Source organism: Marivita sp., from assembly GCF_020055635.1.
Lineage (GTDB): Bacteria > Pseudomonadota > Alphaproteobacteria > Rhodobacterales > Rhodobacteraceae > Marivita.
Genome location: NZ_JAIPUT010000010.1, coordinates 50,655 through 75,742, shown reverse-complemented (window position 1 = coordinate 75,742; position 25,088 = coordinate 50,655). Strand labels below are relative to the sequence as shown.

At 60.8% G+C, this 25,088-nt stretch carries 23 protein-coding genes; 7 read left to right on the top strand and 16 right to left on the bottom strand.

The annotated features are described in order from the left end of the window. The first annotated feature begins 20 nt into the window (after positions 1-20). Entirely contained in the window at positions 21-587 is a 567-nt protein-coding gene (locus LCF60_RS07515) for a TlpA disulfide reductase family protein (protein WP_292290815.1), read from the top strand. Between the two features lie 451 nt (positions 588-1,038). Here LCF60_RS07515 and LCF60_RS07510 read toward each other — a convergent pair whose 3' ends face one another. The 16 genes from LCF60_RS07510 to bchF all read right to left on the bottom strand — a co-directional run bounded on the left by LCF60_RS07510 (position 1,039) and on the right by bchF (position 18,537). After that, positions 1,039-2,355, bottom strand: coding sequence for a UDP-glucose/GDP-mannose dehydrogenase family protein (locus LCF60_RS07510; protein ID WP_292290814.1), 1,317 nt, complete (start codon positions 2,353-2,355; stop codon positions 1,039-1,041). A 140-nt stretch (positions 2,356-2,495) separates the two neighbouring features. After that, positions 2,496-2,927 carry a cytochrome C gene (locus LCF60_RS07505; RefSeq protein ID WP_292290862.1) on the bottom strand — a complete coding sequence of 144 codons (432 nt, stop codon included), beginning with the start codon at positions 2,925-2,927 and terminating at the stop codon, positions 2,496-2,498. A 116-nt stretch (positions 2,928-3,043) separates the two neighbouring features. Next, positions 3,044-4,258: a 5-aminolevulinate synthase gene (hemA, locus tag LCF60_RS07500; protein ID WP_292290813.1), complete on the bottom strand. Its 1,215-nt coding sequence runs from the start codon at positions 4,256-4,258 to the stop codon at positions 3,044-3,046. Then, on the bottom strand, positions 4,248-5,069 hold the full coding sequence (gene puhE, locus LCF60_RS07495) for a putative photosynthetic complex assembly protein PuhE (RefSeq protein ID WP_292290811.1): 822 nt from the start codon (positions 5,067-5,069) through the stop codon (positions 4,248-4,250). Before puhE ends, hemA begins: the two co-directional genes overlap by 11 nt. 87 nt (positions 5,070-5,156) lie before the next feature. Next, complete coding sequence (acsF, locus tag LCF60_RS07490) at positions 5,157-6,281, bottom strand: magnesium-protoporphyrin IX monomethyl ester (oxidative) cyclase (protein WP_292290810.1); 1,125 nt, start codon at positions 6,279-6,281, stop codon at positions 5,157-5,159. Next, positions 6,278-6,574 (bottom strand): hypothetical protein, encoded by a 297-nt coding sequence (locus LCF60_RS07485; RefSeq protein ID WP_292290809.1) that lies wholly within the window; start codon positions 6,572-6,574, stop codon positions 6,278-6,280. The genes acsF and LCF60_RS07485 overlap by 4 nt, the downstream gene beginning before the upstream one ends. 18 nt (positions 6,575-6,592) lie before the next feature. Then, positions 6,593-7,060 (bottom strand): photosynthetic complex assembly protein PuhC, encoded by a 468-nt coding sequence (gene puhC, locus LCF60_RS07480; protein WP_292290808.1) that lies wholly within the window; start codon positions 7,058-7,060, stop codon positions 6,593-6,595. 11 nt (positions 7,061-7,071) lie between these two features. After that, positions 7,072-7,707, bottom strand: a complete 636-nt coding sequence (puhB, locus tag LCF60_RS07475) for a photosynthetic complex putative assembly protein PuhB (RefSeq protein ID WP_292290806.1) — start codon at positions 7,705-7,707, stop codon at positions 7,072-7,074. Positions 7,708-7,740: 33 nt separating this feature from the next. Further along, entirely contained in the window at positions 7,741-8,520 is a 780-nt protein-coding gene (puhA, locus tag LCF60_RS07470) for a photosynthetic reaction center subunit H (RefSeq protein WP_292290804.1), read from the bottom strand. Positions 8,521-8,546: 26 nt separating this feature from the next. Beyond that, positions 8,547-9,986: a PucC family protein gene (locus LCF60_RS07465; RefSeq protein WP_292290802.1), complete on the bottom strand. Its 1,440-nt coding sequence runs from the start codon at positions 9,984-9,986 to the stop codon at positions 8,547-8,549. Next, on the bottom strand, positions 9,983-10,654 hold the full coding sequence (bchM, locus tag LCF60_RS07460; protein WP_292290801.1) for a magnesium protoporphyrin IX methyltransferase: 672 nt from the start codon (positions 10,652-10,654) through the stop codon (positions 9,983-9,985). Before bchM ends, LCF60_RS07465 begins: the two co-directional genes overlap by 4 nt. Beyond that, positions 10,654-11,472, bottom strand: coding sequence for a ferredoxin:protochlorophyllide reductase (ATP-dependent) iron-sulfur ATP-binding protein (gene bchL, locus LCF60_RS07455; RefSeq protein ID WP_292290860.1), 819 nt, complete (start codon positions 11,470-11,472; stop codon positions 10,654-10,656). Before bchL ends, bchM begins: the two co-directional genes overlap by 1 nt. A 175-nt stretch (positions 11,473-11,647) precedes the next feature. Further along, positions 11,648-15,217, bottom strand: a complete 3,570-nt coding sequence (locus tag LCF60_RS07450) for a magnesium chelatase subunit H (RefSeq protein WP_292290799.1) — start codon at positions 15,215-15,217, stop codon at positions 11,648-11,650. Then, positions 15,207-16,748, bottom strand: coding sequence for a ferredoxin:protochlorophyllide reductase (ATP-dependent) subunit B (gene bchB / locus LCF60_RS07445; protein WP_292290797.1), 1,542 nt, complete (start codon positions 16,746-16,748; stop codon positions 15,207-15,209). The genes LCF60_RS07450 and bchB overlap by 11 nt, the downstream gene beginning before the upstream one ends. Then, positions 16,745-18,031, bottom strand: a complete 1,287-nt coding sequence (locus LCF60_RS07440) for a ferredoxin:protochlorophyllide reductase (ATP-dependent) subunit N (RefSeq protein WP_292290795.1) — start codon at positions 18,029-18,031, stop codon at positions 16,745-16,747. Before LCF60_RS07440 ends, bchB begins: the two co-directional genes overlap by 4 nt. Continuing rightward, positions 18,028-18,537 carry a 2-vinyl bacteriochlorophyllide hydratase gene (gene bchF, locus LCF60_RS07435; RefSeq protein ID WP_292290794.1) on the bottom strand — a complete coding sequence of 170 codons (510 nt, stop codon included), beginning with the start codon at positions 18,535-18,537 and terminating at the stop codon, positions 18,028-18,030. The genes LCF60_RS07440 and bchF overlap by 4 nt, the downstream gene beginning before the upstream one ends. Positions 18,538-18,830: 293 nt before the next feature. On the opposite strand from bchF, the gene LCF60_RS07430 reads away from it, so the two are divergent. The 6 genes from LCF60_RS07430 to idi all read left to right on the top strand — a co-directional run bounded on the left by LCF60_RS07430 (position 18,831) and on the right by idi (position 25,052). Further along, entirely contained in the window at positions 18,831-19,616 is a 786-nt protein-coding gene (locus tag LCF60_RS07430) for a cobalamin-dependent protein (protein ID WP_292290793.1), read from the top strand. After that, the gene (gene ppsR / locus LCF60_RS07425; protein ID WP_292290792.1) at positions 19,616-21,043 is read left to right on the top strand and encodes a transcriptional regulator PpsR; all 1,428 of its coding nucleotides are present in this window, start codon (positions 19,616-19,618) and stop codon (positions 21,041-21,043) included. The genes LCF60_RS07430 and ppsR overlap by 1 nt, the downstream gene beginning before the upstream one ends. Positions 21,044-21,134: 91 nt before the next feature. Continuing rightward, positions 21,135-22,040 (top strand): chlorophyll synthase ChlG, encoded by a 906-nt coding sequence (chlG, locus tag LCF60_RS07420; protein ID WP_292290791.1) that lies wholly within the window; start codon positions 21,135-21,137, stop codon positions 22,038-22,040. Beyond that, positions 22,040-23,320 carry a BCD family MFS transporter gene (locus LCF60_RS07415; protein ID WP_292290790.1) on the top strand — a complete coding sequence of 427 codons (1,281 nt, stop codon included), beginning with the start codon at positions 22,040-22,042 and terminating at the stop codon, positions 23,318-23,320. Before chlG ends, LCF60_RS07415 begins: the two co-directional genes overlap by 1 nt. A gap of 2 nt (positions 23,321-23,322) precedes the next feature. Continuing rightward, positions 23,323-24,507 carry a geranylgeranyl diphosphate reductase gene (locus tag LCF60_RS07410; protein WP_292290788.1) on the top strand — a complete coding sequence of 395 codons (1,185 nt, stop codon included), beginning with the start codon at positions 23,323-23,325 and terminating at the stop codon, positions 24,505-24,507. Beyond that, entirely contained in the window at positions 24,504-25,052 is a 549-nt protein-coding gene (gene idi, locus LCF60_RS07405) for an isopentenyl-diphosphate Delta-isomerase (RefSeq protein ID WP_292290786.1), read from the top strand. The genes LCF60_RS07410 and idi overlap by 4 nt, the downstream gene beginning before the upstream one ends. Positions 25,053-25,088 lie beyond the last annotated feature (36 nt).

Below are 25,088 nucleotides of genomic sequence, written 5' to 3'. Positions count from 1 at the left end.
CTTACCCCTTCGGAGGGAAAATGAAGAATACACTTGCCGCCATCCTCTATACGGGCCTCGTTGCGCTTGCAAACCCGGCACTGGCCGATCTGTCCAAGGCCGAGGCCATGCGCGACGGCGACATGAAGAAACTTACCTTCCACAGCACTCCGCAACCTGCCGGAACGGCCGAGTTCACCACCTTTGAGGGCGATCCAATGTCGCTCGACCAGTACAAGGGCAAGTGGGTCTTGCTGAATTTCTGGGCCACGTGGTGTGCACCGTGCCGCAAGGAAATGCCGATGCTCTCGGAATTGCAGACCGAGTTCGGCGGTGCGGATTTCGACGTCGTGACCATTGCCACCGGCCGCAATCCCCCACCCGCGATGACCACCTTCTTCGACGAGATCGGTGTCGAGAACCTTCCCCTTCACCGCGATCCGAAATCCGGCCTGGCGCGGGAAATGAGCGTTCTGGGTCTGCCGATCACGGTCATCCTCAACCCCGAAGGTCAGGAAGTCGCGCGGATGCGTGGCGATGCCGATTGGGCGTCGGATAATGCCAAGGACATCCTGCGCACGATCCTCGGGCGGGACACGGCTGGCTGATCGGGACACGGCAGACAGGAGCTTCGGGCGCGTCTGCCGACGCTCACACAGCACGCAGCGCTTCACCTCGTCGACTGGTTGTAGCTGCCAATCGCGCCCCGGCGCGTGCCTTGTGGTGTGTTAAACCCGAAGCTCCTGCGCTGCAAAAGGGTGATCCTCATGCGTCATCTGCCCGCATGACGCGGTGCCCGTGAGCAATTTGAGAGAGTGGACAATGTCAGAGACCTGACGCATTGACGACCGCACCTGTGTTGAGCCCCCGCCCGAGAGGTTCGTATTTGTCAGAAATGTGTCGGATCGCCAAGGTTTTTGCCATATTTGCCGACGAAAACCCGTTTACCGGAACAATCGCGTGGCTTCGAGCGGAACTGTCCCGCAACGCGATGTCAGTGCCGCCCTATTTCCGCCGCAAATCGCGGTAGCGCGCGGTCAGCACCGACGCGCGCCATGATCAGGACAACCCGATTCGCCCGACGCTTTCATAGGCCACGAAACCGGCTTCCCTGACCACTTCGACGTTGTAGATGTTGCGCAGGTCGGCCATGGCCGGGCGGGCCATGCTCTTGGCGATCTGGCTCAGGTCCAGCGCGCGGAATTCATTCCATTCCGTCAGGAGCACCAGCAGATCCGCCCCCTGGACAGCTTCGTAAGGATCCTCCTGCCACTGCACGCCCGGCAAGAGCGCCTCTCCCTCGCGTTGACCCTGCGGGTCGCTGACACGCACCTTGGCGCCTCCGCCGACCAGAGCGGGCACGATGGTCAGCGCCGGCGCGTCGCGCATGTCGTCGGTGTTTGGCTTGAAGGTCACGCCCAACACCGCCACCGTCTTGCCGTTGAAGGAACCGCCACAGAGTTCCTGCAATTTGTGGATCATCCGGCGCTTGGTGTCTTCATTGACCGCGATCACTGCTTCGGTGATGTACATCGGGCTGGCATGTTCCTGCCCGATACGGGCCAATGCCTTGGTGTCCTTGGGAAAACACGACCCGCCATAGCCGGGGCCGGCATGCAGGAACTTGTTGCCGATGCGGTTGTCCATGCCCATGCCCTTGGACACTTGCTTGACGTCCGCGCCGACCTTTTCGCACAAGGCCGCAATCTCGTTGATGAAGGTGATCTTGGTCGCCAGAAACGCGTTGGCCGCGTATTTGATCATCTCGGCGGATTCCAGATCGGTCGTGACAATCGGAAAATCCCGCAAATAGAGCGGACGGTAGATGTCCGACATGACCGCCGCAGCGCGGTCGGTTTCGACGCCGACAACCACACGATCCGGCTTCATGAAATCGTCGATCGCCGCACCTTCGCGCAGGAATTCGGGATTGGAGGCGACGTCGAAATCAAGCTCCGGATTGGCCGCGGCCACCACGTCGCGCACCTTGCGGTTGGTGCCGACGGGAACAGTCGATTTGGTCACGATGACCACGTAATCCTTGGCGGCCTTGGCGATCTCCTCGGCCGCCGCCATGACGTAGGACAGGTCCGCATGGCCATCCCCCCGGCGCGTCGGTGTGCCAACCGCGATGAAGACCGCCTCGGCTCCATCGATCGCCGCCGCGAGATCGCGGGTGAACTCCAGACGCCCGGCCTCGACATTCTTGGCCATCAAGGTGTCGAGTCCGGGCTCGTATATCGGAACCTCTCCACGTTCGAGCATGTCGATCTTGCGCTGATCCTTGTCCACGCAGACGACGTGGTGGCCGAAATCCGAAAAGCACACCCCGGATACCAGACCGACATAGCCGGTCCCTATCATCGCAATCTTCATGGCACTCACCTTTTACTTGTGCTTGTTTCGTGTCTTTTGCGTGAGGAGGAAATGCAGGTCAACTCGACCCAGGCGATCCTGCACGAAAAGAGGGGCGCGCCGTGTCAGCGCGCCCCCTGTTTCAGCAAACATGGACCGTGTCAGGACCCTGTGTCGTCACCTGTCGGCGCGTCAGGGCTGACGGAAGCCAGATAAGCGTAGACATCTTCCATACCGCTGCGCAGACGGAACGACATTTTCGACCGAACGCTGCTGTCATCCAGATACTCGGCGAGAAATCCCTTGGGGTCCTGCACGTAGGCGGTAAAGGTCTCTTCGTTCCAGACCAGCCCCTGCTCGCCCGCCTCGACAATGGCGTCGCCATAGCGGAAGTCTTCGACTGTGCCAGCTTGGCGGCCGATCACGTTCCAAAGGTTGGGGCCAGTGCGACCGCCCCTGACGATCTCGGTGCCGTCCTCAGCCACGATCATGTGGCAGGATTTGCACTTGTTGAATTCTCTTTCGCCGGCTTCGACATCTTGTGCGAAAGCTGCACCCGATCCCGCCAGCATCATCGCCGCAGTTGCGATCATCAACTTCATTGGTGAACTCCTCTTTCGTGTTCCCGCGCAAACTAACGCGCACTTGGCTTGATAACCAATAGCAAACCTGTGTGGTTCCATATCACCTAAATGGGTCGCGCCTCGAGTCAAGCAACCTGATGCGCAATTGCACATTGTTTCCAGAGGGTTGCCAGAGCCTGAACAAGATGCTCGATATCTGCGTCCGAATGAAGCGGACCCGGCGTGAACCGCAGGCGCTCCGTGCCTTTGGGCACTGTGGGATAGTTGATCGGCTGCACGTAGATGCCGTAATCCTGCATAAGGATGTCGGCAAGCATCCGGCATTTCACCGGATCCTTGATCATCACCGGGATGATGTGGCTCGGATTATCCAGATGCGGGATACCCATGTCATCCAGCCGTTTGCGCAATCTTGCGACCTGAATCCGTTGCCGATGGCGTTCGGTGTCACTCCGCTTGAGATGCTGGATGGAAGTGCGGGCCGCGGCGGCCACCGCCGGCGGCAAGGCGGTCGTGAAGATGAACCCGCTCGAAAACGATCGGATGAAATCGCACATCGCCTCGGAGCCGGTGATGTATCCGCCCATGACGCCAAAGGCCTTGCCAAGTGTGCCTTCGATGAGCGTGATCCGGTCCGCCAGTCCTTCACGCTCGGACACACCGCCACCGCGCGGGCCATACATGCCGACCGCGTGTACCTCGTCGAGATAGGTCATCGCGCCATGCTTCTCGGCCACTTCGACGATTTCCTTCATCGGGCAGATGTCGCCATCCATCGAATAGACCGACTCGAACGCCACGATCTTGGTCGCATTCGAGGGCAGCGCGGCCAGCTTGCGATCAAGGTCTTCGGGATCGTTGTGCTTCCAGATCACCTTGTTCGCGCGGCTGTGTCGGATGCCTTCGATCATTGACGCATGATTAAGCTCGTCCGACAGGATCACCGCGTCCGGCAGACGCGACCCGAGCGTCGACAGCGCAGCCCAGTTCGACACGTAGCCCGAGGTAAAGAGCAGCGCCGCATCCTTGCCATGCAGGTCGGCGAGTTCGGTTTCCAGAAGCTTGTGCTGGTGGTTGGTGCCGCTGATGTTGCGTGTGCCACCGGCGCCGCAACCATTCTCGCCCACCGCGTCCTGCATCGACTTGATGACATCGGGATGCTGACCCATGCCAAGGTAATCGTTGGAACACCAGACCGTCACCTCATCGGGGCAGTCGGCATCATGCGACTTGGCTCGCGGAAACGCGCCACATTTGCGCTCCAGCTCGGCAAAGATGCGATAGTTCCCCTCCTCTTTCAGGGTATCGATCTGGGCATTGAACAGGCTGTCAAAGTCCATGGGCGTCCTCCGTTCGTATCGTCTTGTCTTGTTGTTTTGATTTGGGCGCGGGTATCATCCAGCGCCAGAGTTTTTCGTCGGGCAGCGGCAGCACCATGAACCAATGCTCGAGCAATGCGAGCGCGGTCATGGCAGCCAACAGGGCAAAGCCGATCGTATCGCCCAGGGACGTGGCGGAATAAATCCGTTCCAGCCAGCAGGCAACGGCAAAGGTCAGCGCGCTGACCGAGATCGGGAACAACCAGTTCATCTTGGCATGGCGGAAGTGACTGGGCAGATGGGCAAGCGGCTGCGGCAGGAATTCTGTGTTGATCTTGGGTACGCCCAGGAACAGGTTCAGCTTGGCAGACACGCGGGCAAAGAACAGCACCGCAAAGGTCCAGAAGCCAAAGCTGTTCACCGCATCCAGGGTGAACAGCCAAAGCCCGATCAGCGTCGCGGCCAGCAACATCTCGTGATACGCAATCGTTCCCCAGGCGCGGATGAACCGTTCCCATTCGGGAATATCGGCGCGGCACTCGTGCACGTTCGGCCCGGTGATCGTGCCGGTCAGAAAGGCCATCTCGATCCAGGCCCAAAGCGCCAGGGCCGCAAGAAAGGCATGATAGGCCGCCGCAGTGCTGTCGAGCTCGGCCGACGCCCAGATGCCGTAGGCACCCAGAAAGAACACCGGCAACGCGGCCCAGGTCAACGCGCGACCAAATCCAACCCCGTGCCGGTCTGCGTATTTCACGACCACCAGGATCGCCCCGGTGGAAAACCACCAGACGAAAAGCGCCACGAGGGCTGCAATCCAGGGATCATTCAACACGCGTCTTGTCCTTCTTCTCTTTCCAAATATGCCGGGGGTGTGGGGGCTGGCCCCCACCCGGTCGCCGCCGTCAGGCGGCGAAACCGCTCAATATGCCGGCACCAGCCGGGTCGTTTCGGGCACCTGATGCTTCTGCGCCGGAATGGTGTACAGCGACACAAAGCACATCGCCGCCTTTGCCGATCCGGCCCATTCCCGAAGCTTGCCACCCAGGCCACCTTCCGCCTTCGCTTCGGCAATCTGCACATTGGCGCGCTGCAGCTTTTCCAGCGTCGGCTGCCAGCGCGGATGCTCGATATCCAGCGTGATCGGGAAAATCTGCTGTGTCAGGGTCGATGTCTTGGTGAACACCTCATGCGCGTACCAATCCGGATCGACGCCCAGCGCCTCGTGGAACTTCGGCCGCTGGTGGTCGCGCACATACATCGTGGCATAGACCGCCGTGAGGAAGAACTTGATCCAGTAGACGTTCTTGCCCGAAGTGAGTTTGGGATCGGTCTTCATCAACAGCGCAAACGCTTCACCGTGGCTGAACTCATCGTTGCACCATTCCTCGAACCACTTGAAAATCGGGTGGAACCGGTGCTCGGGGTGTTCCTGAAGGTGACGGAAGATCGTGATATACCGCGCGTAGCCGATCTTTTCCGACAGGTAGGTAGCGTAATAGATGAACTTGGGCCGGAAATAGGTGTATTTCTTCTTCTGCGTCAGGAAGCCCAGATTCACCGCGACCCCCGCTTCGCGCAGCGCGTCGTTGATGAACCCGGCATGGCGGGCCTCGTCGCGCGCCATGAGCTGGAACAGCTGGGTAATGTCCTTGTTGTTCCCACGCCGCTTCATCTCCTTATAGAGGACGCAGCCCGAGAATTCCGCAGTGCAGCTCGAGATCAGGAAGTCGATGAACTCTTTCTTGAGTCCCGGTTCCATGTTCTCCCAATCGACGTGGTCCCAGTCTTCGTTCTTCTTGAAGTGACCCTTGTTCGGGTCGGCAACCATCTGCGCGATCAGCTGATCCCACTCTTCGCGGATGCCATCGACATTGATCGCGTCAAGTTCGTCGAAATCGGTGGTGTAGAAGCGCGGCGTCAGAAGCGTGTTCTGCATCGCGACTTCGGTCGCCGCCTTGCTGTCGAACTTCGCCTGTTCTTCCTGGATGGCGAGTCCCTCTTCGACGGTCGTGGCGTCGGCGGAGTGCGTGGCTTGGATGTTCACAGCGTCACCTCCTCGGAGAAGGAAAACTCGCAAAGCTCCATAACTTCGAAATCGCCCGTGAGGCGGGTCCAGAGCTGTTCGAGCTTGGAGGCCCGGAAGATGATCGCTTCGCGGTCTTCGCTGACAACCTCTCCGAACGGCGCCATGATCTCGGGTCCCTGGACCTTCACTTCGTCCCCCGGATAGATCACCGCACCATTGTTGAAGCGCACATGCGCATGAAGGCTCTCGAAACAGTGGCTGATTTCCACCGTGCACGGCGCCCTTTCGATATCTTTGGTCAACAAACCCATTGTCCGATTCCCTTTCGGTTAGTTCAGCAGCCTGGCGAAAGCTGCCGAGTTGTCGGCGCCGAACCCCATGAGGTCGGCCCCCCATCCCGTGCTGGGATCAAAGATCTCAAGACGGTTATTCTCCCGCGCCCGGACGATCACCGGACCATCAAGTGCGACGCGCGCATTGGTGCGTTCCCTTTGCAGGACCCTCCAGATGCCCGAGAGGAATCCTCCTTCTTCCGGAGTGTAGGCGGCAATCAGCGACTTGTCTTCGGCAAAGACCTGTGCCGATCCGCTCATATTGCCTTCGAGGTAAAGCACCTTTTCGATCACCACCGGAGAGTCCGGCGCGGTGTATTGCACCGGCCCGTCCATCCAGCGGTAGAGGCTGACCATGACGAGGCAGATCATCACCATTCCGAACATCGCCCGCACGAACAGGCGCGGCACGAGTTCCCGTTCGGTGGCGTGGATGCGGGCCTTGTCGAGTGTCTGGGTTCCCATGATCCCGCTCCTTATTCCGCAGCAACGGCACTGGGTGCCGCCGGGGCGCGTTCGACCTGCGGTGTCGACACGCGGGCCTGAGCCGCTTCAGAGATCATCGCGGCAATTCTCCTGGCATCCGGGATGCAGCGCAGCGCGGGCTGCGTCGGAGAAATCCGCCACGGGCGCACATGCGGCCAGCAGACCAGGTAGCTGATCCTCGTGTCTCCCAGAAGATCGAAGGCGATTGTCCCCGTGCCCGACTTGCGCAGGTCCAGGTTGGCCGAGCCGATCTGGGTGTAGGGCAGGTTCAAGGTCACCGTAAGGGCCGCCCCGATCCGCATCGCGACGCGACGGTTGGTGACCGTGTAGATCGTGTAATGCGCCTGCGCAAAGGCGATGCCCAGCAACAAGCCACAAACGATACCTCCCAGGATCAGGAACGGAACGGAGGCCCAGATGGCCTGGCCCAGGGGCATCAGGTCGATGACGGCGACGAACCGCCAGGCGGCGAGGAACACGAAATACCCCGCGACCCAGAGCAGGTTCAGCGACTCCTTGGACAGAGCCCACCAATCCGGCTTGCCCTGCCAGAGGATCACTTCCCCTTCGGGAGGTGTCTCTGGCAGGCCCTTGACCGGTTCTACCTGAAAATCGTCATGTGGCATTGTGGTTCCCCTTTGTCGTCCTGGCTGTTCGGATCAGAGCTGTGGCTCCAGACGGGCCTTGCTCGCATAAAGCGTTCCGCCCCCGTAATAGGCACTGATCTTGTCTTCTTCGAGCTTGGTGATCTGCTGCGCTGCCGCAAGCTTGGGAACACCGGCGAAGTGTTCGCCAAAGATCGACCTGATCTTCACGCGGTTGCCCCAGATGCGGGTAAAGGTGATCGGCACAAGGCGCGATCCGCCCCCGTATTCGGCGTCAAGCTCGATCTCGAGGAAACGGACAAGCTGTTCCGGCTCGTCGATCCACATGTCGCTGATCTTGCCGACGATGGCGCCGTCTCCGGCGACAACCGGCAATCCGCGCGGATCACGACCGGCCGACACGCGAAAGCTTTCGCTGCCCGACATCGGAATGATCTTCGGATGGCCGTGTCCGTCAAGCTCGGGCTCGTCGCGGCGCGGCGCCCAGCTGCCCGGACCGACACCATCAGCCAGCGGATCGCCCACCGGGTCGAACGGGAAGCCGCCACTTTCGAACGCCCTGGTCAGCTTGCCGTCGATATCCGTTCGCTCGGGTGTCTGGCCCGACGGAACGATGTATTCGCCACGGCCATGCGGCAGTTTGAAAGTCTTGTCGGCCGGGCTCGGAAACACGCTGCCCGCATCCGCCTGGCTGCCGTCCTCGTCGATCAGCGGATAGCCTTCGCGCTGGTTCTCGCGCTGGATCCAGATAACGAGTCCGACGAAGAAAATGAAAAACAACCAGAGCGAAATGCTCGCCAGGTCGAGGTTTCCAAGGATATAGTCTTCGGTCATCTTAAGTTCTCCTTGATGGGCCTTGGTCAGGTTGGGAAATCGGCAAGGCCCAGCCCTGTCGGTTTCTGATGAATGGTCAGGGTGCCTCTGCTTTGCGTGACCAGACGACCCAGAACGATGAGCGTCAGGAACAGAAGCGCGATTTCGACGTGATAGACGACGGAATATCCGGTGACGGGATCGGCAAGCGCCTCGCCCAGATGGCCAGAGAGGGCGACAGAGTTCACCGTATCCCGGGTCGCCCCACCGATCAGCGTGGACAATCCGGCAGCCGTGGCCTGCGCCGCGCCCCAGGCACCAAGCGCAAGGCCGCGCCCGGCCAGCCCGTCGACGGGCAATGTCATGGCAGCAGTCAGCGTCGAGATGGCGAAATACCCGCCACCAAAGCCGATGAGGCCGGCACCGGTGAAGAAGAGCCAGGTCGAGTCCATCGGTGCCGCGAAAATGACCGTGCTGAAGGCAGCGACACCGGCCAGCAATCCGACGGATGCCATGCGATAGGTGTTGCCGCCCCTCGAAAGAACGCGCGCGGCCAACGCAAAGCCGATCAGCGCACCGACTGCCCATGTCGCCGTCAGGAACGTGGTCGACGACACGCTCAGTCCGAGGATTTCGCCGCCATAGGGTTCAAGCAGCACATCCTGCATGTTGAACGCCATCGTCCCGAGGAACACCACCGCCAACAGGCGTCCGGCCGATCCACCTGCGGTCAGGTCTTTCCAGGCATCCTTGAAGGACGGTTGCGGCGCCTCTCGATCTTCTTTCGACATCGGGCGCACGCGCTCCTGCTTCCACAGCGCGACCACGTTCAGAACCAGCGTCACGACGGCACATCCCTGCACAACGCTGATCAGCAGAAGACCCGAGAAATCGCGAAGCAGCCACCCGATCACGATGGCAGAGACGCCCATTCCGACCAGGTACATCACGTAAAGTAGCGACACGACACGCGGGCGCGTCTCGTCGGTGGCACGGTCGGCGGCAAGGGCAAGACCGGCGGTCTGCGTCATGTGCATGCCAAAGCCCGTCATGATGAACGCCAGCGCCGCCAGAACCTCGCCCGCGAAGGGCACGTCATGTGTGACATCGCCGCCCAGCACGAGCAGACAGGCGGGCATCACTGCCAAGCCACCGAACTGCCATAGGGTTCCGAACCAGAGATACGGTATCCGCTTCCAGCCAATGGCCGAGCGGTGATTGTCCGACTTGAACCCGAGGAGCGCCCGGAAGGGCGCGATGAGGACCGGCAGGGCAATCATGATCGCCACGAGCGTCGCGGGCACGGTCAATTCGACGATCATCACGCGGTTCAACGTGCCCAGCAGCATGACACCCGCCATGCCAACGGACACCTGGAACAAGGCCAGCCGCAACAGTTGGCCCAAAGGCAGATCGTCGGACGCCGCATCCGAAAACGGCAGCATCCTCATGCCCAGGGACTTCACCTGATTGCGGCTGACGATCATGGCCGGAACTCCAAAGCCTGACTGATGTAGAAACCGGAATTCACGCGACCCAGATTATTGAGTTGTCCAATGTCAGAGACTGTTTTCGACAGGCGCGACGGCCCGTGTGGGATCATCGTCGGCGATCTGTCGGAGCGCGGAAACGCTTTGCCCGCATACCACATCGTCATGAGCAGCGGCGTGCGCGGGGCGACGGTAAAGGCGACCGATGCGCTGGTCCGTTCGCCAAGCTCGGAAAGCGCAGCGCGAATATCGGCCTCGGTGTAATAGATCAGGCTGTCCATCGCGATGACATGGTCGAATGTTCCAAGGTCGGCAGCCAACATATCTCCGCTGGCGAATTTCACCTTGCGGTGCAAGCCTTGCGGCAGGCGATCCTGAGCGATCCTGACCAACGACGGAGAGATATCTACCGCCATGACATCGGCGCCACGCTTGGCAAGTTCCTGCGTCATCTGCCCCGCGCCACAGCCCGCATCCAGAACACGGACGCCATTCAAGTCCGATGGCAGCGCCGCCAACAGCTTGTCGCGCATCTGGTCCCGGCCCTTGCGGACGGTTTCGCGAATACGGCTCACCGGGGCGTCAGAGGTCAGACGCTCCCAGACCTTGGTGGCCGTGCGGTCGAAATAGTGTTCGACCCTGTCGCGTGTGGCGTCGTAGGTCATCAATCGAATCCCAGAAGCTCAAAGATGTCGCGGTCTTCCAGCGGCTGCGGCGCCATCGCCTCGGTGCCGTTGAACAGGGTCTCGGCCAGCCGGATGTATTCCTTGCGGGCCATGACGATGTCTTCCTCGTCCGGCATTTCGAACAGCGTCTTCTTCTTGAGCCGCGACCGGCGGATGGCGTCATAGTCCGGCATGTGCGCGATGCGCTTGAACCCGACCTCATTGCAGTAGCGATCGACCTCGTCCGTGTCCTTGGACCGGTTCGCGACACAGCCCGCCAGCCGCACCTTGTAGTTGGCCGACTTGGCCTGCACGGCGGCGATGATCCGGTTCATCGCGTAGATGCTGTCGAAATCATTGGCGGTCACGATCACCGCGCGGTCGGCATGTTGCAGCGGCGCGGCAAAGCCGCCGCAGACCACGTCACCCAGCACGTCGAACAGCACGACGTCGGTGTCTTCCAGCAGGTGATGCTGCTTGAGCAGTTTCACGGTCTGGCCCACCACGTAGCCGCCGCAGCCGGTGCCGGCGGGCGGGCCGCCGGCCTCGATGCATTTCACGCCGTTGAAGCCTTCGGCCACGAAATCCTCGGGGCGCAGTTCCTCGGCGTGGAAATCCACCTCTTTGAGGATGTCGATCACCGTCGGCTGCAGCTGGCCCGTCAGGGTAAAGGTGCTGTCATGCTTGGGGTCGCAGCCGATCTGCAGCACCCGCTTGCCCAGCTTGGAGAAGGCCGCCGACAGGTTCGACGAGGTGGTCGATTTGCCGATCCCGCCCTTGCCGTAGACCGAGAACACCTTGGCGCCCTCGATTTTCATCGAGTTGTCCTGGTGCACCTGCACCGACCCTTCTCCGTCCTGGCCCCTGAGAATGGGCGGCGCGGACACACCGCGCGCTTCCAGACCTGCGGCTTCGCGCAGGGCAGCGCGGGCGGCGGGGGGGCTTTTTGCGTCTAGTGGGCTCATGTGGGCCTCCGGTTATGCGTGTTGGCGCTCATTCTGCGGCGATCCCCTCAAGGCGATCTTCCAGAGCGTCGGCAGCGTCTTGCAACGCGGCCAGAGTTTCGGCGTCGGGGTGCCAGTAGTTGCGGTCGTGCGCTTCGAGCAGGCGGTTCGCCATGCGGCTGGATGCGGTCGGGTTCAGATCGGCCAGCCGTGCGCGCATGTCGGCGTCCAGAACAAAGGTCTCGCTCAGCCGTTGGTACACCCAGGCTTCGACCTTGCCGGTGGTGGCGGACCATCCCATCGTGTTGGTCACCTGCGCTTCGATCTGGCGCACACCCTCGGCCCCGTGCTTGAGCATGCCTTCGAACCATTTGGGATTCAGGCTGCGCGACCGGGTCTCAAGCGCGACCTGGTCCTGAAGCGTGCGCACCTTGCCGTTGCCGCGCGTGGTGTCGGAAATGTAGATCGCCGCTTCCTGACCGCCGCGTGCCCGCTTCACCGCGCGGGAGATGCCGCCCAGCGTGTCGAAGTAATGGTCGACCGTGGTGACACCCAGTTCGACGGATTCGAGGTTCTGATACGCCACATCGACCGTCTTGAGCGTTTCCTGCAATAGCGCATGGTTCGCCGCCGCCTTGCCGTTCACACCGTAGGCAAACGACTTGCGCGCCTCGTAGGCATCGGCCAGTTCGTCTTCGTCACCAAAGGCGGAACTGTCGACCAGCGCGTTGACGTTGGATCCATAAGCACCTTCGGCATTCGAGAAGACGCGCAGCGCGGCGGTTTCCAGATCAACCCCGTTTTCCTGCGCATAGACCCAGGCATGAGCGCGGATGTAATTCATCTCAAGTGGCTCATCCGCCTCGGCGGCCTTCTTCGCCGCTTCGGCCAACATGCGGGTCTGCAAAGGCAGAAGATCGCGGAAAATGCCCGACAGCGTCATCACCACGTCAATGCGCGGACGACCAAGCTCTTCCAGCGGGATCAGGTCGGCGCCGGACAAACGGCCAAAGCTGTCAAAGCGCGGTTTTGCACCGATCAGAGCCAAAGCCTGCGCCAAGGGCGCGCCATCGGATTTGATGTTGTCCGATCCCCAAAGCACCAGCGCGACGGTGCGCGGCAGGGTCTTGTGGGTTTCCAGCAGAAGTTGTGCCTGTTTCGCACCATCGCGACAGGCGAATTCGGTCGGCATGCGGAACGGATCGAACGCATGGATGTTGCGGCCCGTAGGAAGCACATCGGTAGACCGGATCAGATCGCCGCCCGGAACCGGCGGGGTAAAGCGGCCATCCAGTGCTCGGATCAGACCCGCAAGTTCGGTCTCTTCCTGCAAGAGCGCATCGACTTTCGCCTTGGTTTCGTCGTCGGCAGTTTCGATCAGTCTAAGATACTCGGCGCGGGCATCATCGCTGAAGACCTTGCCGACGATATGCAAACCGTCCGGGATCAACGCATCTTCGGTCTCCAGCAGCCTCAGCCAGAGCGCGCCCGGTTCGGTGCCTTGCATGTCCACGGCTTCGGCCTGTTCGGCGATAAGTGCCTCCAACTCGGCCCGTTCGTTGTCGGCTGGGTCAAGCGACCGCCAGCGCGTCAGGCTGTCTTTCAGCTCTTGCAGGCCTTTATAGAGACCGGATTGCGCCAACGGCGGCGTTAGGTGCGTGACCGTGACGGCCCCGGAACGGCGCTTGGCCAACGCCGCCTCGGACGGGTTGTTGGACGCGTAAAGATACACGTTGGGCATCTCGCCGATGAGCCGATCCGGCCAGTCGCGGGCACCAAGACCTGCCTGCTTGCCCGGCATGAACTCGAGCGCCCCGTGCATTCCGAAATGCAGGACCACGTCGGCTTTGAATGTGTTGCGCATCCACAGGTAGAAGGTTGCAAAGGCATGGGTCGGGGCAAAGCCCTTTTCGAAAAGCAGGCGCATCGGGTCGCCTTCGTAGCCGAACGTGGGCTGCACGCCGACAAAGACCTTGCCCAGCTGGGCGCCCAGAACAAACACACCGCGCCCGTCGGACTGGATTTTGCCCGGGGCCGGACCCCAGACAGCCTCGATCGCTTTCAGCGGCGGCGTGTTGCGGACAATGTCGTCGGCGCTGACATGGGCGGCGACGTTTGCTTCCTGGCCGTATTGTTTGGCATTGCCCTCAAGCACGGTGGCGCGAAGGGCGGCCACGCTTTCGGGCACTTCGACATCGTAACCTTCGGCCTTCATCGCACAGAGCGTGTTGAACAGCGACTCGAACACACTCAGATAAGCGGCGGTCCCGACAGCACCTGCATTGGGCGGAAACCCGAACAGAACGATCCCGACATTCTTGTCGGCGTTCTGTTTGCGGCGCAGGGTCGCCTGCCGCAGAGCCTTTTCGGCAAGGCTTTCGATCCGCTCGCGGCAAGGCGCCATTGCCTTGCTTTGCGTGTCACACGGGCACTGGTAGTGGCACCCGTTGCAGCCTTCAGGGCTGTGACGACCGCCAAAAACGGTGGGGCAAGTCGCGCCATCCAGCTCGGGAAGCGCGATGAGCATGGTGGTTTCGATCGGTCCAAGACCCTGATCGCCATTTGCCCACTGACCCAGGGTCTGAAATTCCAGCGGATGTGCGGCGATATACGGAACGTCAAGCTCTGTCAGAACACTGACGGCGGCATTGCTGTCATTGTAGGCGGGACCGCCAACAAGGCTGAATCCGGTCAGCGACACCATGGCATCAATCGCGGTCCGGTCTTCGTTGCGGAAGAACTCGGAAATTGCAGGACGACCATCCAGACCACCGGCAAAGGCGGGCACGACGGCCAGGCCCTTGGCCTCGAATGCGCGAATGACGGCGTCGTAATGGGCGGTGTCGTTTGCCAAGACGTAGGACCGCATCATCAAGAGGCCAATGGTGGCCTTCACCTCTGCGGGACGCGGCAGATCGGCGATGTCCGTCGTGATCCGGCTGGGCAAATCCGGGTGATACAGAGCCACATCCGGGTATTCGATGGGCGCTTCGGCCTCGGCTCCCAACCATTCCTCACGCCCCTTGGCGTACTTGCCCAGAAGGTAGCGCACCATCGACTCGATATTGTCGTCTGACCCGCCCAGCCAGTACTGCATGACAAGGAACCAGGAGCGCAGATCCTGCGCCTTACCCGGCACCATCTTGAGAAGCTTGGGCAAGCGGCGCAGCTGCTGCATCCGCTTTTCGCCCTTTTCAACGTCGGAGTCGGTGGACTTGGGCTTGAGAGACTTGAGCAGCTTCATCAGACCCGAGGCGGGCTTGCTCATGTCGAGCTTGCCCAGCTTGGTCAGCTTGATGATCTGCGCATCGGCGATCACGCCGATCATTCCGTCAACGCGGTCACGGGCGGCGTACAGATCATCCATGATCGGCGCGATATGTTCTTCGAGAAACAGGAGATTCGCGACGATCATGTCTGCGTCGGCTATCGCCTTCTTGGTTTCAGCCAGGGCATCAGGCGTTTCGGCCCATTCTGCCGCTGCATGGACCGTCACGTTCAAACCGGGGAAGTCTTGCGCAAGGTTGATCGAAGCCCGCGCCACGGGACCGGCCGAATGGCTGTCCAGCGTGATGATGGCGATGTTATACGCCCGGGCTTCGGTGAAACTATCGCGCATAATGGGCCTTCGCCTCGTAAAGGGTGTCGACACTGATTTCCTGCACCCCGCGCTCGGACGCGAAGGTTTCGGTGTTGCGCTTGGCCTTGCCGCGCACGAAGAACGGGATCTTCTTCAGTTCCTTTTCCGCCGCGGGCAGCCACACGATCTCGACCGGGCCGGTATTGGCCTGGGCGGGTTCCGCCGAAACAGTCTCTGTCTTGCCGATATCACGCAGCTTGGCCTTGTGGCCGTGATGGCTCGCGCCGGCATCGTCGTGGAACTCGAAATCCTCGCGGAACATGGTCAGCAGGTGTTCCTCAAGCCCCATGACCAGCGGATGTACCCAGGTGTCAAAGATCACGTTTGCGCCTTCGATCCCCATCTGCGGGCTGTAGCGCGCCGGGAAATCCTGAACATGCACGGGCGCGGAAATGACAGCGCAGGGAATGCCCAGGCGCTTGCCGATATGACGCTCCATCTGGGTGCCGAGGATCATCTCGGGGGCCAGTTCCTCGATCCGGCGCTCGACCTCGAGGTAATCGTCGGTGATGAGGGGCTCTACGCCAAATTCCTTGGCGACACTGCGCAACATCCGGGCCTGTTCGCGGTTGTAGCAGCCCATGCCGACCACTTCGAACCCCATCTCGTCACGGGCGATGCGGGCGCAGGCGGCAACATGCGTGCCATCGCCAAACAGGAACACACGCTTGCCGGTCAGGTAGGTGCTGTCGACGCTGGCCGAATACCACGGCAGACGCAGGCGGCTGTCGTCCAGAACAGGCTCTACACCGGCCAGTTTCGCCACTTCGGCCACGAAATCGCGGGTTGCACCAACTCCGATGGGAACCACTTTCGTGTAAGGCTGACCAAACTCGCGCTCCATGTAGCGCGCGGCGGTCTCGGCCGTCTCGGGATACATCAGCACGTTGAAATGCGCCTGACCCATCTTGGCGATCTCGGACGGCGACGCAGGCATCGGGGCCACAACATTCACCTCGATCCCCATATCCATCAGTAGGCCGGTCACTTCGACGATGTCATCGCGGTGACGGAAGCCAAGGCCGGTGGGGCCGATCAGGTTGGCGGTCACGCGCGCGGTCTTTTCCATCGGCTTGGCGAGGTGCCGCACGATCTGAAAGAACGTTTCGTCCGCGCCGAAGTTTTCCTTGCGCTGGTAGCTGGGCAGTTCGAGCGGGATGGCCGGGATCGGCAGTCCAAGCGTTTCGGAGAGGCCGCCGGGATCGTCCTGAATCAGTTCGGCGGTGCAGGACGCGCCGACGATCATCGCCTCGGGCTTGAACCGCTCGTAGGCGGCCATCGCGGCGTCCTTGAACAGGTACGCGGTATCCGCGCCCAGATCGCGGGCCTGGAACGTCGTGTAGGTGACCGGCGGGCGATGGTTGCGCCGCTCGATCATCGTGAACAGCAAGTCGGCGTAGGTATCCCCCTGCGGTGCATGCAGCACATAATGCAGGCCGGTCATGCCCGTCGCGACACGCATCGCGCCGACATGCGGCGGGCCTTCATATGTCCAGACGGTCAGCTTCATTCCGCCGCCTCCAGCTTCAGAAGGTCACGACGGCGCACCGGACGCGAGAAGAGGCCCGCAAGGTCGCCCGCCTGTTCGTAGAAATGCACCGGGGTGAAGACGAGTTCGATGGCCCATTTGGTGGTCAGGCCCTCGGCCTCAAGCGGATTGGCAAGGCCAAGCCCACAGACCGTCAAGTCAGGGCGCGCGGCGCGGCAACGGTCGAGCTGTTTGTCCACGTCCTGACCTTCGGCAATGGTCGGACCTTCGGACAGCAGGTCGAGATCGGGGGCCATGATGGTCTTGTGGATGAACGGCGCACCCACTTCGATCGCCTCCATGGCGCATTCGCGGGTCAGGAACCGGGCCAGCGGGATTTCAAGCTGGCTGTCGGGAAAGAAGAACACCGATTTGCCACGCAACGCCTCGGACGCCTGAGCGACAGCCTTGCGGGCACGGGCGCGAGGGGCGTCGGTGACTTCGGCAAACTTGGCCTCGGACACACCGAACTGATCGGCGATCGCGCGCAACCATTGGGTTGTCCCTTCCTCGCCGAACGGGAACGGGGCTGCGATGTGATTTGCACCGCGACGTTGCAACGCTTCGTGGGTGTCGGTCAGGAACGGCTGCGTCAGCGCGTAAAGCGTATTCGGACCGATCCCATACTCGTCATTCACACGTGACGCGGGCAATACCCGGATCGGGCCAATGCCCATCGCTTCCAAAAGACCAACTGCCTGTTCTTCGACCACATCGGGCAGCGCGCCAACCAGCAGCAATTCGCGCGCGTCGGACTGCGGTAGCACCGGGACCATCGCAGCGAGACACGCGTCTTCGCCCTGGGTAAAGGTCGTTTCGATCCCGGACCCGGAATAGCTCAGCACCCGCACGTTCGGCGCAAACTGGGCGCTCATGCGTTCGGCGGCCTTGGCAAGATCAAGCTTGATCACTTCTGACGGGCACGACCCGACAAGGAACAGCTGCTTGATGTCGGGGCGACGCTCAAGCAATTCGCTGACCACGCGGTCAAGTTCCTGCTGTGCGTCCGCCATCCCGGCCAGGTCGGTTTCTTCGAGGATTGCGGTCGCAAAGCGCGGTTCGGCAAAGATCATCACGCCAGCGGCGGATTGCAGGAGATGCGCGCAGGTGCGGCTTCCGACGACAAGGAAGAACGCATCCTGCATCTTGCGGTGCAGCCAGATGATTCCGGTCAGACCACAGAAAACCTCGTGCTGCCCGCGTTGCTTGAGCACGGGTGTATTGGAACATCCACGCGAAGGCGGAGGGGCGAAACGCTCGGTCATGCGGGGGCCTCGTCGGTCAGGGAGTTTGCGCTGGCCTGAAGACGCGCGGCGCGCAGCTTCCACAGGAACTGACCGGCATTGACGACATAGGCGGCATAGGCGGACAGAGCGAGCAACATCTCTTCGGTCGGGCTCAGCGCGCCAGTCCAGAGCGCCCAGACATAGGCAAGGTGCAGCGCGATCACGAGGAACGAGAACACGTCCTCCCAGAAAAAGGCCGGGGCAAAGAGATACTGTCCGAACACGACCTTTTCCCAGATCGCGCCGGTGACCATGATCGTCAAAAGAAAGACAGTCTTGACCAGGATGGAAACGGTCGCGGCATCATAGCCGGACCCGGTCCAGAGATATCGCAGGACCAAAGCCAAAGAGATAATAAAAACAAGGAATTGAAGCGGCGCGAGCACGCCCTGGATGAGTGTCCAGACGCTGTTGTCCCGACGTGCGCGCTGCTCCTCTGTGTAGAGGAACACCGGCTTTCCAGTTGCGCGTTGCGATCCTGCCATGTTCACGATTCCGTTCCAGTCACTCGAAAAGTATCGTCTGGTTTGGCCGAGTGTCAACTAAAACTTACACTTTGAAATCTGTGTTTACGGCCAAGCCAGGCTGTCACGCTGATTCCCAGATAATAACGACAAACTGCTATTTTATTTGGGTTTTAGCTGGCCTATTACCTTGAATCAAAAGCTGAACGAGCCAGACTGTCAATTATCTTTGACAATCTGCCTCAAGAATCGGACACTATAGTTGTCTGATGTTTCTGACATCTGGTACGCACGATCGGTAACGAGGATACGATATGGCGAAGGATCACACCGACGAACGCGCCACCACCGAAGAAAACCGCCCGGATATCTCGGCCCTGGCTTCTGCTGTTCTTTCCGTACTGAGCGACAAGGGCGATGATGGCGCACAAACCATCCGAAGCAGCGCGGTGCAAAAACTCGTCGAGGCCGCGCTTCAGACCGGCTCGTTCAATTCCGAGGCGCTGCTGGAGGATCTCAAGGATCGTCGGATCAGCCCGGAGCAGATCGTCGATATCTACATTCCGCAAGCGGCACGCGACCTGGGGCAAATGTGGATCGAAGATGTCATCGGCTTTGCCAAGGTCACAATTGCCACGGCCCGGCTTCAGGGTCTTTTGACAATGCTCTCCCCGCCCTGGGCGGCCAACCCGCCCGAAATGGCCGACGGAACACAAGTCCTGTTGCTCTTGCAGGGGAACGACAGCCACACCCTCGGGCCGCATGTCGCCACCGCTCAGATGCGCAGGGCCGGCGCATCGGTCCGGATCCTGTTCGGCGCACGAGACGAAACGGTTTTGCAGGCACTGTCGGATGAAACCTACGACATGGTAATGTTTTCGGGATCGCGGCCTGACGCGCTTGCATCAATCGCAAAGTTGGTTAAACGCATTCGGACAGGTATTTTGGTACCGCCACAGATCGTTCTGGGTGGGATCGTCCTAAGCCTTGCGGATGGTGTCAAAGAAAAGACCGATGTCGACCTGGTGTCCAACGATGTGAAGGTTGCACTCAAGCTGTGCGAAAAGAACAAATACAAGAGCAGGTCGTCGACTCGGTAATGAACAGTAGTGGGTCCAGTTTCTGGAGCAGCGGCTCCGTCCCCCTGATCGATGCCGAAGTTCTGTCGAGCATTATTACAGTTGCTTCCGATATTGCCCTCGCCGTGTCTCGCTCCGGCGAGGTTCTTTCTGTTCTGATCAATCCTAACGAAACCTCCTTCGGCAAGTTGGGCCATTGGGAGGGTCGCCCGGTGATGGATTTCCTGACCAAGGAAAGCCGCCCGAAATTCGAATCCGTAGTTGAGGTGCTAAAACGCGGCGAGGTTCCGAAGCGCTCGGTCGAACTGAACCATTCGGACAATGCGGTCTGGGAATTCCCGATCCGCTACAGCTTTCACCCGTTCGGGTCGGATGGGTCATTCCTGATGCTGGGTCGTGACCTGCGTCCGATCGCCGAGACGCAACAGCAGCTTGTGCAGGCGCAGATGTCTCTCGAACAGGGCTACGAGGCCCGCCGGGAGTTCGATGCGCGCTATCGGCTCTTGTTGCGCACGGTGCGTGACTGCGTCGTCTTCGTGTCGGTCAATGACGGCAAGATCAAGGATCTGAACGAACCGGCAGCATCGCTTCTGCAATCGACGCGCGAGGACCTCATCGGGTCGGTCTTCGCGCAGGAGTTCCGCGACAAGCGGCGCGAAGAATTCACCGAAGCGCTGATCAATGCCGCGATGTCCGAAGCCAGCGCCGGGATCGACCTTCAGTCGCGCCGCGGTCGGCAGCGCGTAGTGATAAGCCCGCAGGTGTTTCGGGCCGGTGGAGAGCGTATTCTCATTTGCCGCCTGACCACCGCCGAAGACAATGCCACCCGTTTCGACAACCTCGGCAGCAATCTCGCGGCGATGTTCGAAAAGGGATCGGACGCGATCGTGTTCACATCGGTCACCGGGGCCATCGAAGCGTGCAACGATGCCTTCCTCGATCTTGTCGACACGGCGCATGCGGTGGACGTGCGGGGCCGAAGCTTTGCCGATTTCCTCGGTCGCGGACAGATCGACATGAGCGTCCTCATCGAGAACGCGCGTCGGACCGGCCAGATGCGGATGTACTCGACCAAGCTCTTGAACGATTTCGGCGCCAAGACCCCGGTCGAGATGTCCGTCACCTTTCTCGAAGAACGAAGCGAACCGAATCTCGGCTTCATCATCCGCGATATCAGCCGTGTCGATGCCATGCGGAAGGCCCCCGTGCAGACAAGCGAGGAGTCGAGCCGCAACGTGATGGAGCTTGTGGGCTCTGCCACGCTCAAGGAAATCGTGTCTGAAACCACCGATGTCGTGGAAAAGATGTGTATCGAAACCGCCGTCAGCCTGACCCGGAACAACCGGGTCGCTGCGGCCGAAATGCTGGGCCTGTCCCGACAGAGCCTCTACGTGAAGCTGCGGAAATACGGGCTGCTCAACAAAGACAGCGACACGGACGGCGACTGACATTTTCGCGCGCAGAAGTGTCAAGTTGAGATGACATTTTGTCCGCTCTGTTACACTTGATATGAATCGATTTGTCGTGTCTAGTTGACACATGACTGTCAGCGTAAGTTTACACCAAGATCGCTACCCTGCCCCTTCGGCCATGCTGGAGCTGATCAAACCCGTCACATGGTTCCCGCCGATGTGGGCCTATGCGTGCGGGGCCGTCGCCTCGGGTGTGGCGATCACCGAACATCTGGGACTGTTGATCGTCGGGATGATCCTTGCCGGTCCGGTTGTCTGCGGCATGAGCCAGGCCGCCAATGATTGGTGTGACCGGCATGTCGATGCCATCAACGAACCCGGTCGTCCGATCCCGTCCGGGCGCATCCCGGGTCGGTGGGGTCTTTGGATCGCGTTGGCGATGTCTGTCCTGTCTTTGGCTCTGGGCGCAATGCTGGGAACGTGGGGCTTTGTCGCCACCGTTGTTGGCGTGCTGGCAGCGTGGGCCTATTCGGTCGAACCGATCCGCCTGAAGCGCTCCGGATGGTTTGGTCCGGGGCTGGTTGGCTTGTCTTATGAATCACTGCCCTGGTTCACCGGTGCCGCAGTCCTGAGTCAGACGCTTCCTTCAGGACCGATCATCCTGATCGCACTGCTTTATGGCATCGGCGCGCATGGCATCATGACGTTGAATGATTTCAAGGCGCTTGAGGGTGACGCCCAGATGGGCGTGAATTCCCTGCCGGTGACGCTTGGCCCTGAAAAGGCCGCCAAGGTCGCCTGTATCGTGATGATCGTGCCGCAGGTGTTCGTGATCCTCGCGCTGGCGAAATGGGGGCAATCCACCCATGCCGCCATCGTCTTGATGCTGCTGCTTGGTCAGCTTTGGGCCATGTCCGTCATGCTCAAGGATCCAAAGGCCAAGGCCCCTTGGTATAACGCGACCGGGGTCCTGATGTATGTCTCGGGCATGATGGTATCCGCCTTTGCGCTTCGCGCGGTAGGAGTGTTCTGATGAGCTTGGGTTGGCTTGCCATCGTCCGGTTGGGGCTGGTTCAGATGGCGCTGGGTGCCATCGTTGTCCTGACCACATCGACACTGAACCGGCTGATGGTGGTCGAACTGGCCTTGCCTGCCGTTCTTCCGGGCATGCTGGTCGGCTTGCATTACGGCATCCAGATCACGCGCCCGAACTGGGGGTTTCTGTCTGACAAAGGCGGCAACCGCACACGCTGGATCCTGCGCGGGATGGTCATTCTTGCCGCAGGTGGCGTTCTTGCCGCTCTGGGCGTTGTTGAAATGGCCGCGAGCTATTCCCTTGGTCTGGCCATGTCGATTGTTGCTTATGCCCTTATCGGTCTCGGCGCGGGGGCAGCGGGCACATCCGTTTTGGCGCTCCTTGCCACGGCGACCGCGCCGCACCGTCGGGCGGCTGCCGCGACGATCACATGGCTGATGATGATCTTCGGTATTGCCATGACTGCCGGTGTGGTGGGGCAACTGCTTGATCCCTACACACCCGCCGTCCTGATCGAAGTCGTCACGGGTGTTGCCTTGGCCGCCTTGGCGATCACGGTCCTTGCGACATGGCGCATCGAACGCGGCATCGAAGCCGCGCCCGAACCCGATCCAGTGCCGTTTCGCGAAGGCCTGGCCGAGGTCTGGGCCGAACCCAAGGCGCGCCTCTTCACGATCTTCGTCTTCCTGTCGATGACCGCGTATTTCATGCAGGAATTGATCCTCGAGCCCTACGCGGGCCTCGTCTTCGGCTTCACACCCGGAGAAAGCACCACGCTTTCAGGCATCCAGAACGGCGGTGTCTTCCTCGGGATGCTCACCGTCGGCGTCGCGGCCACCGCGCTGCGCTTTGGGTGTCTGCGCAACTGGGTCATCGGCGGATGCCTTGGGTCGGCGGCCAGCCTGTGCGTGGTCGCCATTCTGGGTGGCTACGCCCTGCCCCAGACATTGCTGCCCGCGGTGTTTGCCCTTGGCTTTTTCAACGGCGCCTTCGCCGTGGCCGCCATCGGGTCTATGATGGCGCTGGCCGGTGAAGGCCGCGAAAAGCGAGAAGGCACACGCATGGGCCTTTGGGGCGCCGCGCAGGCAATTGCCGCGGGCTTCGGTGGCCTGACCGGGGCCGCCGCCGCTGACATCATGCGGACATTGACCACCGACGCACCGGCCTTCGGGGCCGTCTTTGTATTTGAAGCCGGGTTGTTCCTGTGCGCCGCCTTCATGGCATTGCGCATCATGGAGGGTCGACCCGTCCAAGCCGAACTGATCGCAGGAGAATGACCATGTATGATGTTGTTGTCGTGGGCGGTGGCCCATCGGGTGCAACCGCCGCCGAAGACCTTGCCCGGTCCGGGCACAGCGTGGCGCTTCTGGACCGTGAGGGCCGGATCAAGCCCTGTGGCGGCGCCATTCCCCCGCGCCTGATGCAGGATTTCGACATCGGCGAAGAGCAATTGGTCGCCAAGGTGAACACCGCGCGCATGATCTCGCCCACCGGGCGGCACGTGGACATTCCCATCGAGAACGGCTTTGTCGGCATGGTCGATCGCAAGGATTTCGACCCCTTCCTGCGCGCCCGTGCCGAAGCGGCCGGTGCCGTACGGTTCACAGGCACATTCGTACGGATCGACCGCGACAAGAAGGCGAAGAAGCGCTGGGTGGTCTACCGCGACAAGGAGAGCGGCGAAGAGCGCAAGCTTGAAACCCGTCTGATCATCGGGGCCGATGGCGCGAATTCCCGAGTTGCGCGTGACGAGATCCCAGGCGGCGACAAGGTTCCGCTGGTCTTTGCCTATCACGAGATCATAGCCGCTCCGGAAAAGAACGACGTCTACGATCCAATGCGCTGCGACGTGATCTATGACGGTGCGATCAGTCCCGACTTTTACGGCTGGGTCTTCCCACATGGCGGCACCACCTCGGTCGGCATGGGCACCTATATTCAAAGCGTGAACCTGAAAGAGGCCACCGCTGCTCTGCGTCAGGCCTCGGGACTGGCCGATTGCGAAACCCTGCGCAGGGAAGGCGCGCCAATCCCGCTCAAGCCGCTGCGTTTCTGGGACAATGCGCGTGACGTGGTGCTCGCCGGTGATGCGGCCGGTGTTGTGGCGCCGTCCAGCGGTGAAGGCATCTATTATGCAATGGTTTGCGGACGTGTGGCCGCAACAGCCTGTGCGGCGACCCTGAAATCCGGACGGATCACCGATCTGGCCCTAGCCCGCCGCCTGTTCATGAAAGAGCACAAGACAGTGTTCCGCGTTCTTGGCCAGATGCAGGACGCCTATTACAAGAGCGACTCGCGCCGGGAACGGTTCGTGTCCCTGTGTCACGATGTCGATGTTCAAAAACTGACCTTCGAGGCGTATATGAACAAGAAGCTCGTGAAGGCACGGCCCATGGCGCATCTGAAGATCGGCTTCAAGAATGCGCGTCACCTTTTGGGGCTGGTGAGGGAGACCCATGTATGACCCAGACGCTGATCCCTGCGTGGCGAGGCGATACACTTGAGCCCGTCGAAAAGCTGGATGCGCATATCCGCGGACTCAAGCACAAGGCGATCTCGGTCTTCGTTCTGCGCGGTGACGAGATCCTGATCCAACGGCGGGCGATGGGAAAATACCATACGCCCGGGCTTTGGGCGAACACCTGCTGCACCCATCCGAACTGGAAGGAAAGCAGCCTGACCTGCGCTCACCGACGATTGAAGGAAGAGCTGGGCATCACTGACCTGACGCTCGACTACCGCGACCGGGTGGAATACCGGGCTGACGTCGGCGGCGGACTGATCGAACATGAAGTGGTGGATATCTTCGTCGCCGAAGTCGAAGGCACCCCGAACCTGTCGCTCAATCCCGACGAAGTCATGGCGACCCGGTGGGTGCGCTATGGCGATTTGATGCAGGAGGTGGTTGACGAACCGACACGCTTTACCCCGTGGCTTCGCATCTACCTTGACACATACGCGCCTCAAATATTCGGGAAACTTGCAATTTCTTGCGAAAACTCAGTCTAAAAAAGCTAATTTTAAACACATTCGCTTCTGTTTCTT

What these genes read in the sequence shown, in the direction of transcription:
- LCF60_RS07515 (WP_292290815.1), top strand. Translation starts at nt 21, where the DNA reads ATGAAGAATACACTTGCCGCCATCCTCTATACGGGCCTCGTTGCGCTT.
- LCF60_RS07510 (WP_292290814.1), bottom strand. Translation starts at nt 2,355, where the DNA reads ATGAAGATTGCGATGATAGGGACCGGCTATGTCGGTCTGGTATCCGGG.
- LCF60_RS07505 (WP_292290862.1), bottom strand. Translation starts at nt 2,927, where the DNA reads ATGATCGCAACTGCGGCGATGATGCTGGCGGGATCGGGTGCAGCTTTC.
- hemA (WP_292290813.1), bottom strand. Translation starts at nt 4,258, where the DNA reads ATGGACTTTGACAGCCTGTTCAATGCCCAGATCGATACCCTGAAAGAG.
- LCF60_RS07485 (WP_292290809.1), bottom strand. Translation starts at nt 6,574, where the DNA reads ATGGGTTTGTTGACCAAAGATATCGAAAGGGCGCCGTGCACGGTGGAA.
- puhC (WP_292290808.1), bottom strand. Translation starts at nt 7,060, where the DNA reads ATGGGAACCCAGACACTCGACAAGGCCCGCATCCACGCCACCGAACGG.
- puhB (WP_292290806.1), bottom strand. Translation starts at nt 7,707, where the DNA reads ATGCCACATGACGATTTTCAGGTAGAACCGGTCAAGGGCCTGCCAGAG.
- puhA (WP_292290804.1), bottom strand. Translation starts at nt 8,520, where the DNA reads ATGACCGAAGACTATATCCTTGGAAACCTCGACCTGGCGAGCATTTCG.
- LCF60_RS07465 (WP_292290802.1), bottom strand. Translation starts at nt 9,986, where the DNA reads ATGATCGTCAGCCGCAATCAGGTGAAGTCCCTGGGCATGAGGATGCTG.
- bchM (WP_292290801.1), bottom strand. Translation starts at nt 10,654, where the DNA reads ATGACCTACGACGCCACACGCGACAGGGTCGAACACTATTTCGACCGC.
- bchL (WP_292290860.1), bottom strand. Translation starts at nt 11,472, where the DNA reads ATGAAAATCGAGGGCGCCAAGGTGTTCTCGGTCTACGGCAAGGGCGGG.
- LCF60_RS07450 (WP_292290799.1), bottom strand. Translation starts at nt 15,217, where the DNA reads ATGCGCGATAGTTTCACCGAAGCCCGGGCGTATAACATCGCCATCATC.
- bchB (WP_292290797.1), bottom strand. Translation starts at nt 16,748, where the DNA reads ATGAAGCTGACCGTCTGGACATATGAAGGCCCGCCGCATGTCGGCGCG.
- LCF60_RS07440 (WP_292290795.1), bottom strand. Translation starts at nt 18,031, where the DNA reads ATGACCGAGCGTTTCGCCCCTCCGCCTTCGCGTGGATGTTCCAATACA.
- bchF (WP_292290794.1), bottom strand. Translation starts at nt 18,537, where the DNA reads ATGGCAGGATCGCAACGCGCAACTGGAAAGCCGGTGTTCCTCTACACA.
- LCF60_RS07430 (WP_292290793.1), top strand. Translation starts at nt 18,831, where the DNA reads ATGGCGAAGGATCACACCGACGAACGCGCCACCACCGAAGAAAACCGC.
- ppsR (WP_292290792.1), top strand. Translation starts at nt 19,616, where the DNA reads ATGAACAGTAGTGGGTCCAGTTTCTGGAGCAGCGGCTCCGTCCCCCTG.
- chlG (WP_292290791.1), top strand. Translation starts at nt 21,135, where the DNA reads ATGACTGTCAGCGTAAGTTTACACCAAGATCGCTACCCTGCCCCTTCG.
- LCF60_RS07415 (WP_292290790.1), top strand. Translation starts at nt 22,040, where the DNA reads ATGAGCTTGGGTTGGCTTGCCATCGTCCGGTTGGGGCTGGTTCAGATG.
- LCF60_RS07410 (WP_292290788.1), top strand. Translation starts at nt 23,323, where the DNA reads ATGTATGATGTTGTTGTCGTGGGCGGTGGCCCATCGGGTGCAACCGCC.
- idi (WP_292290786.1), top strand. Translation starts at nt 24,504, where the DNA reads ATGACCCAGACGCTGATCCCTGCGTGGCGAGGCGATACACTTGAGCCC.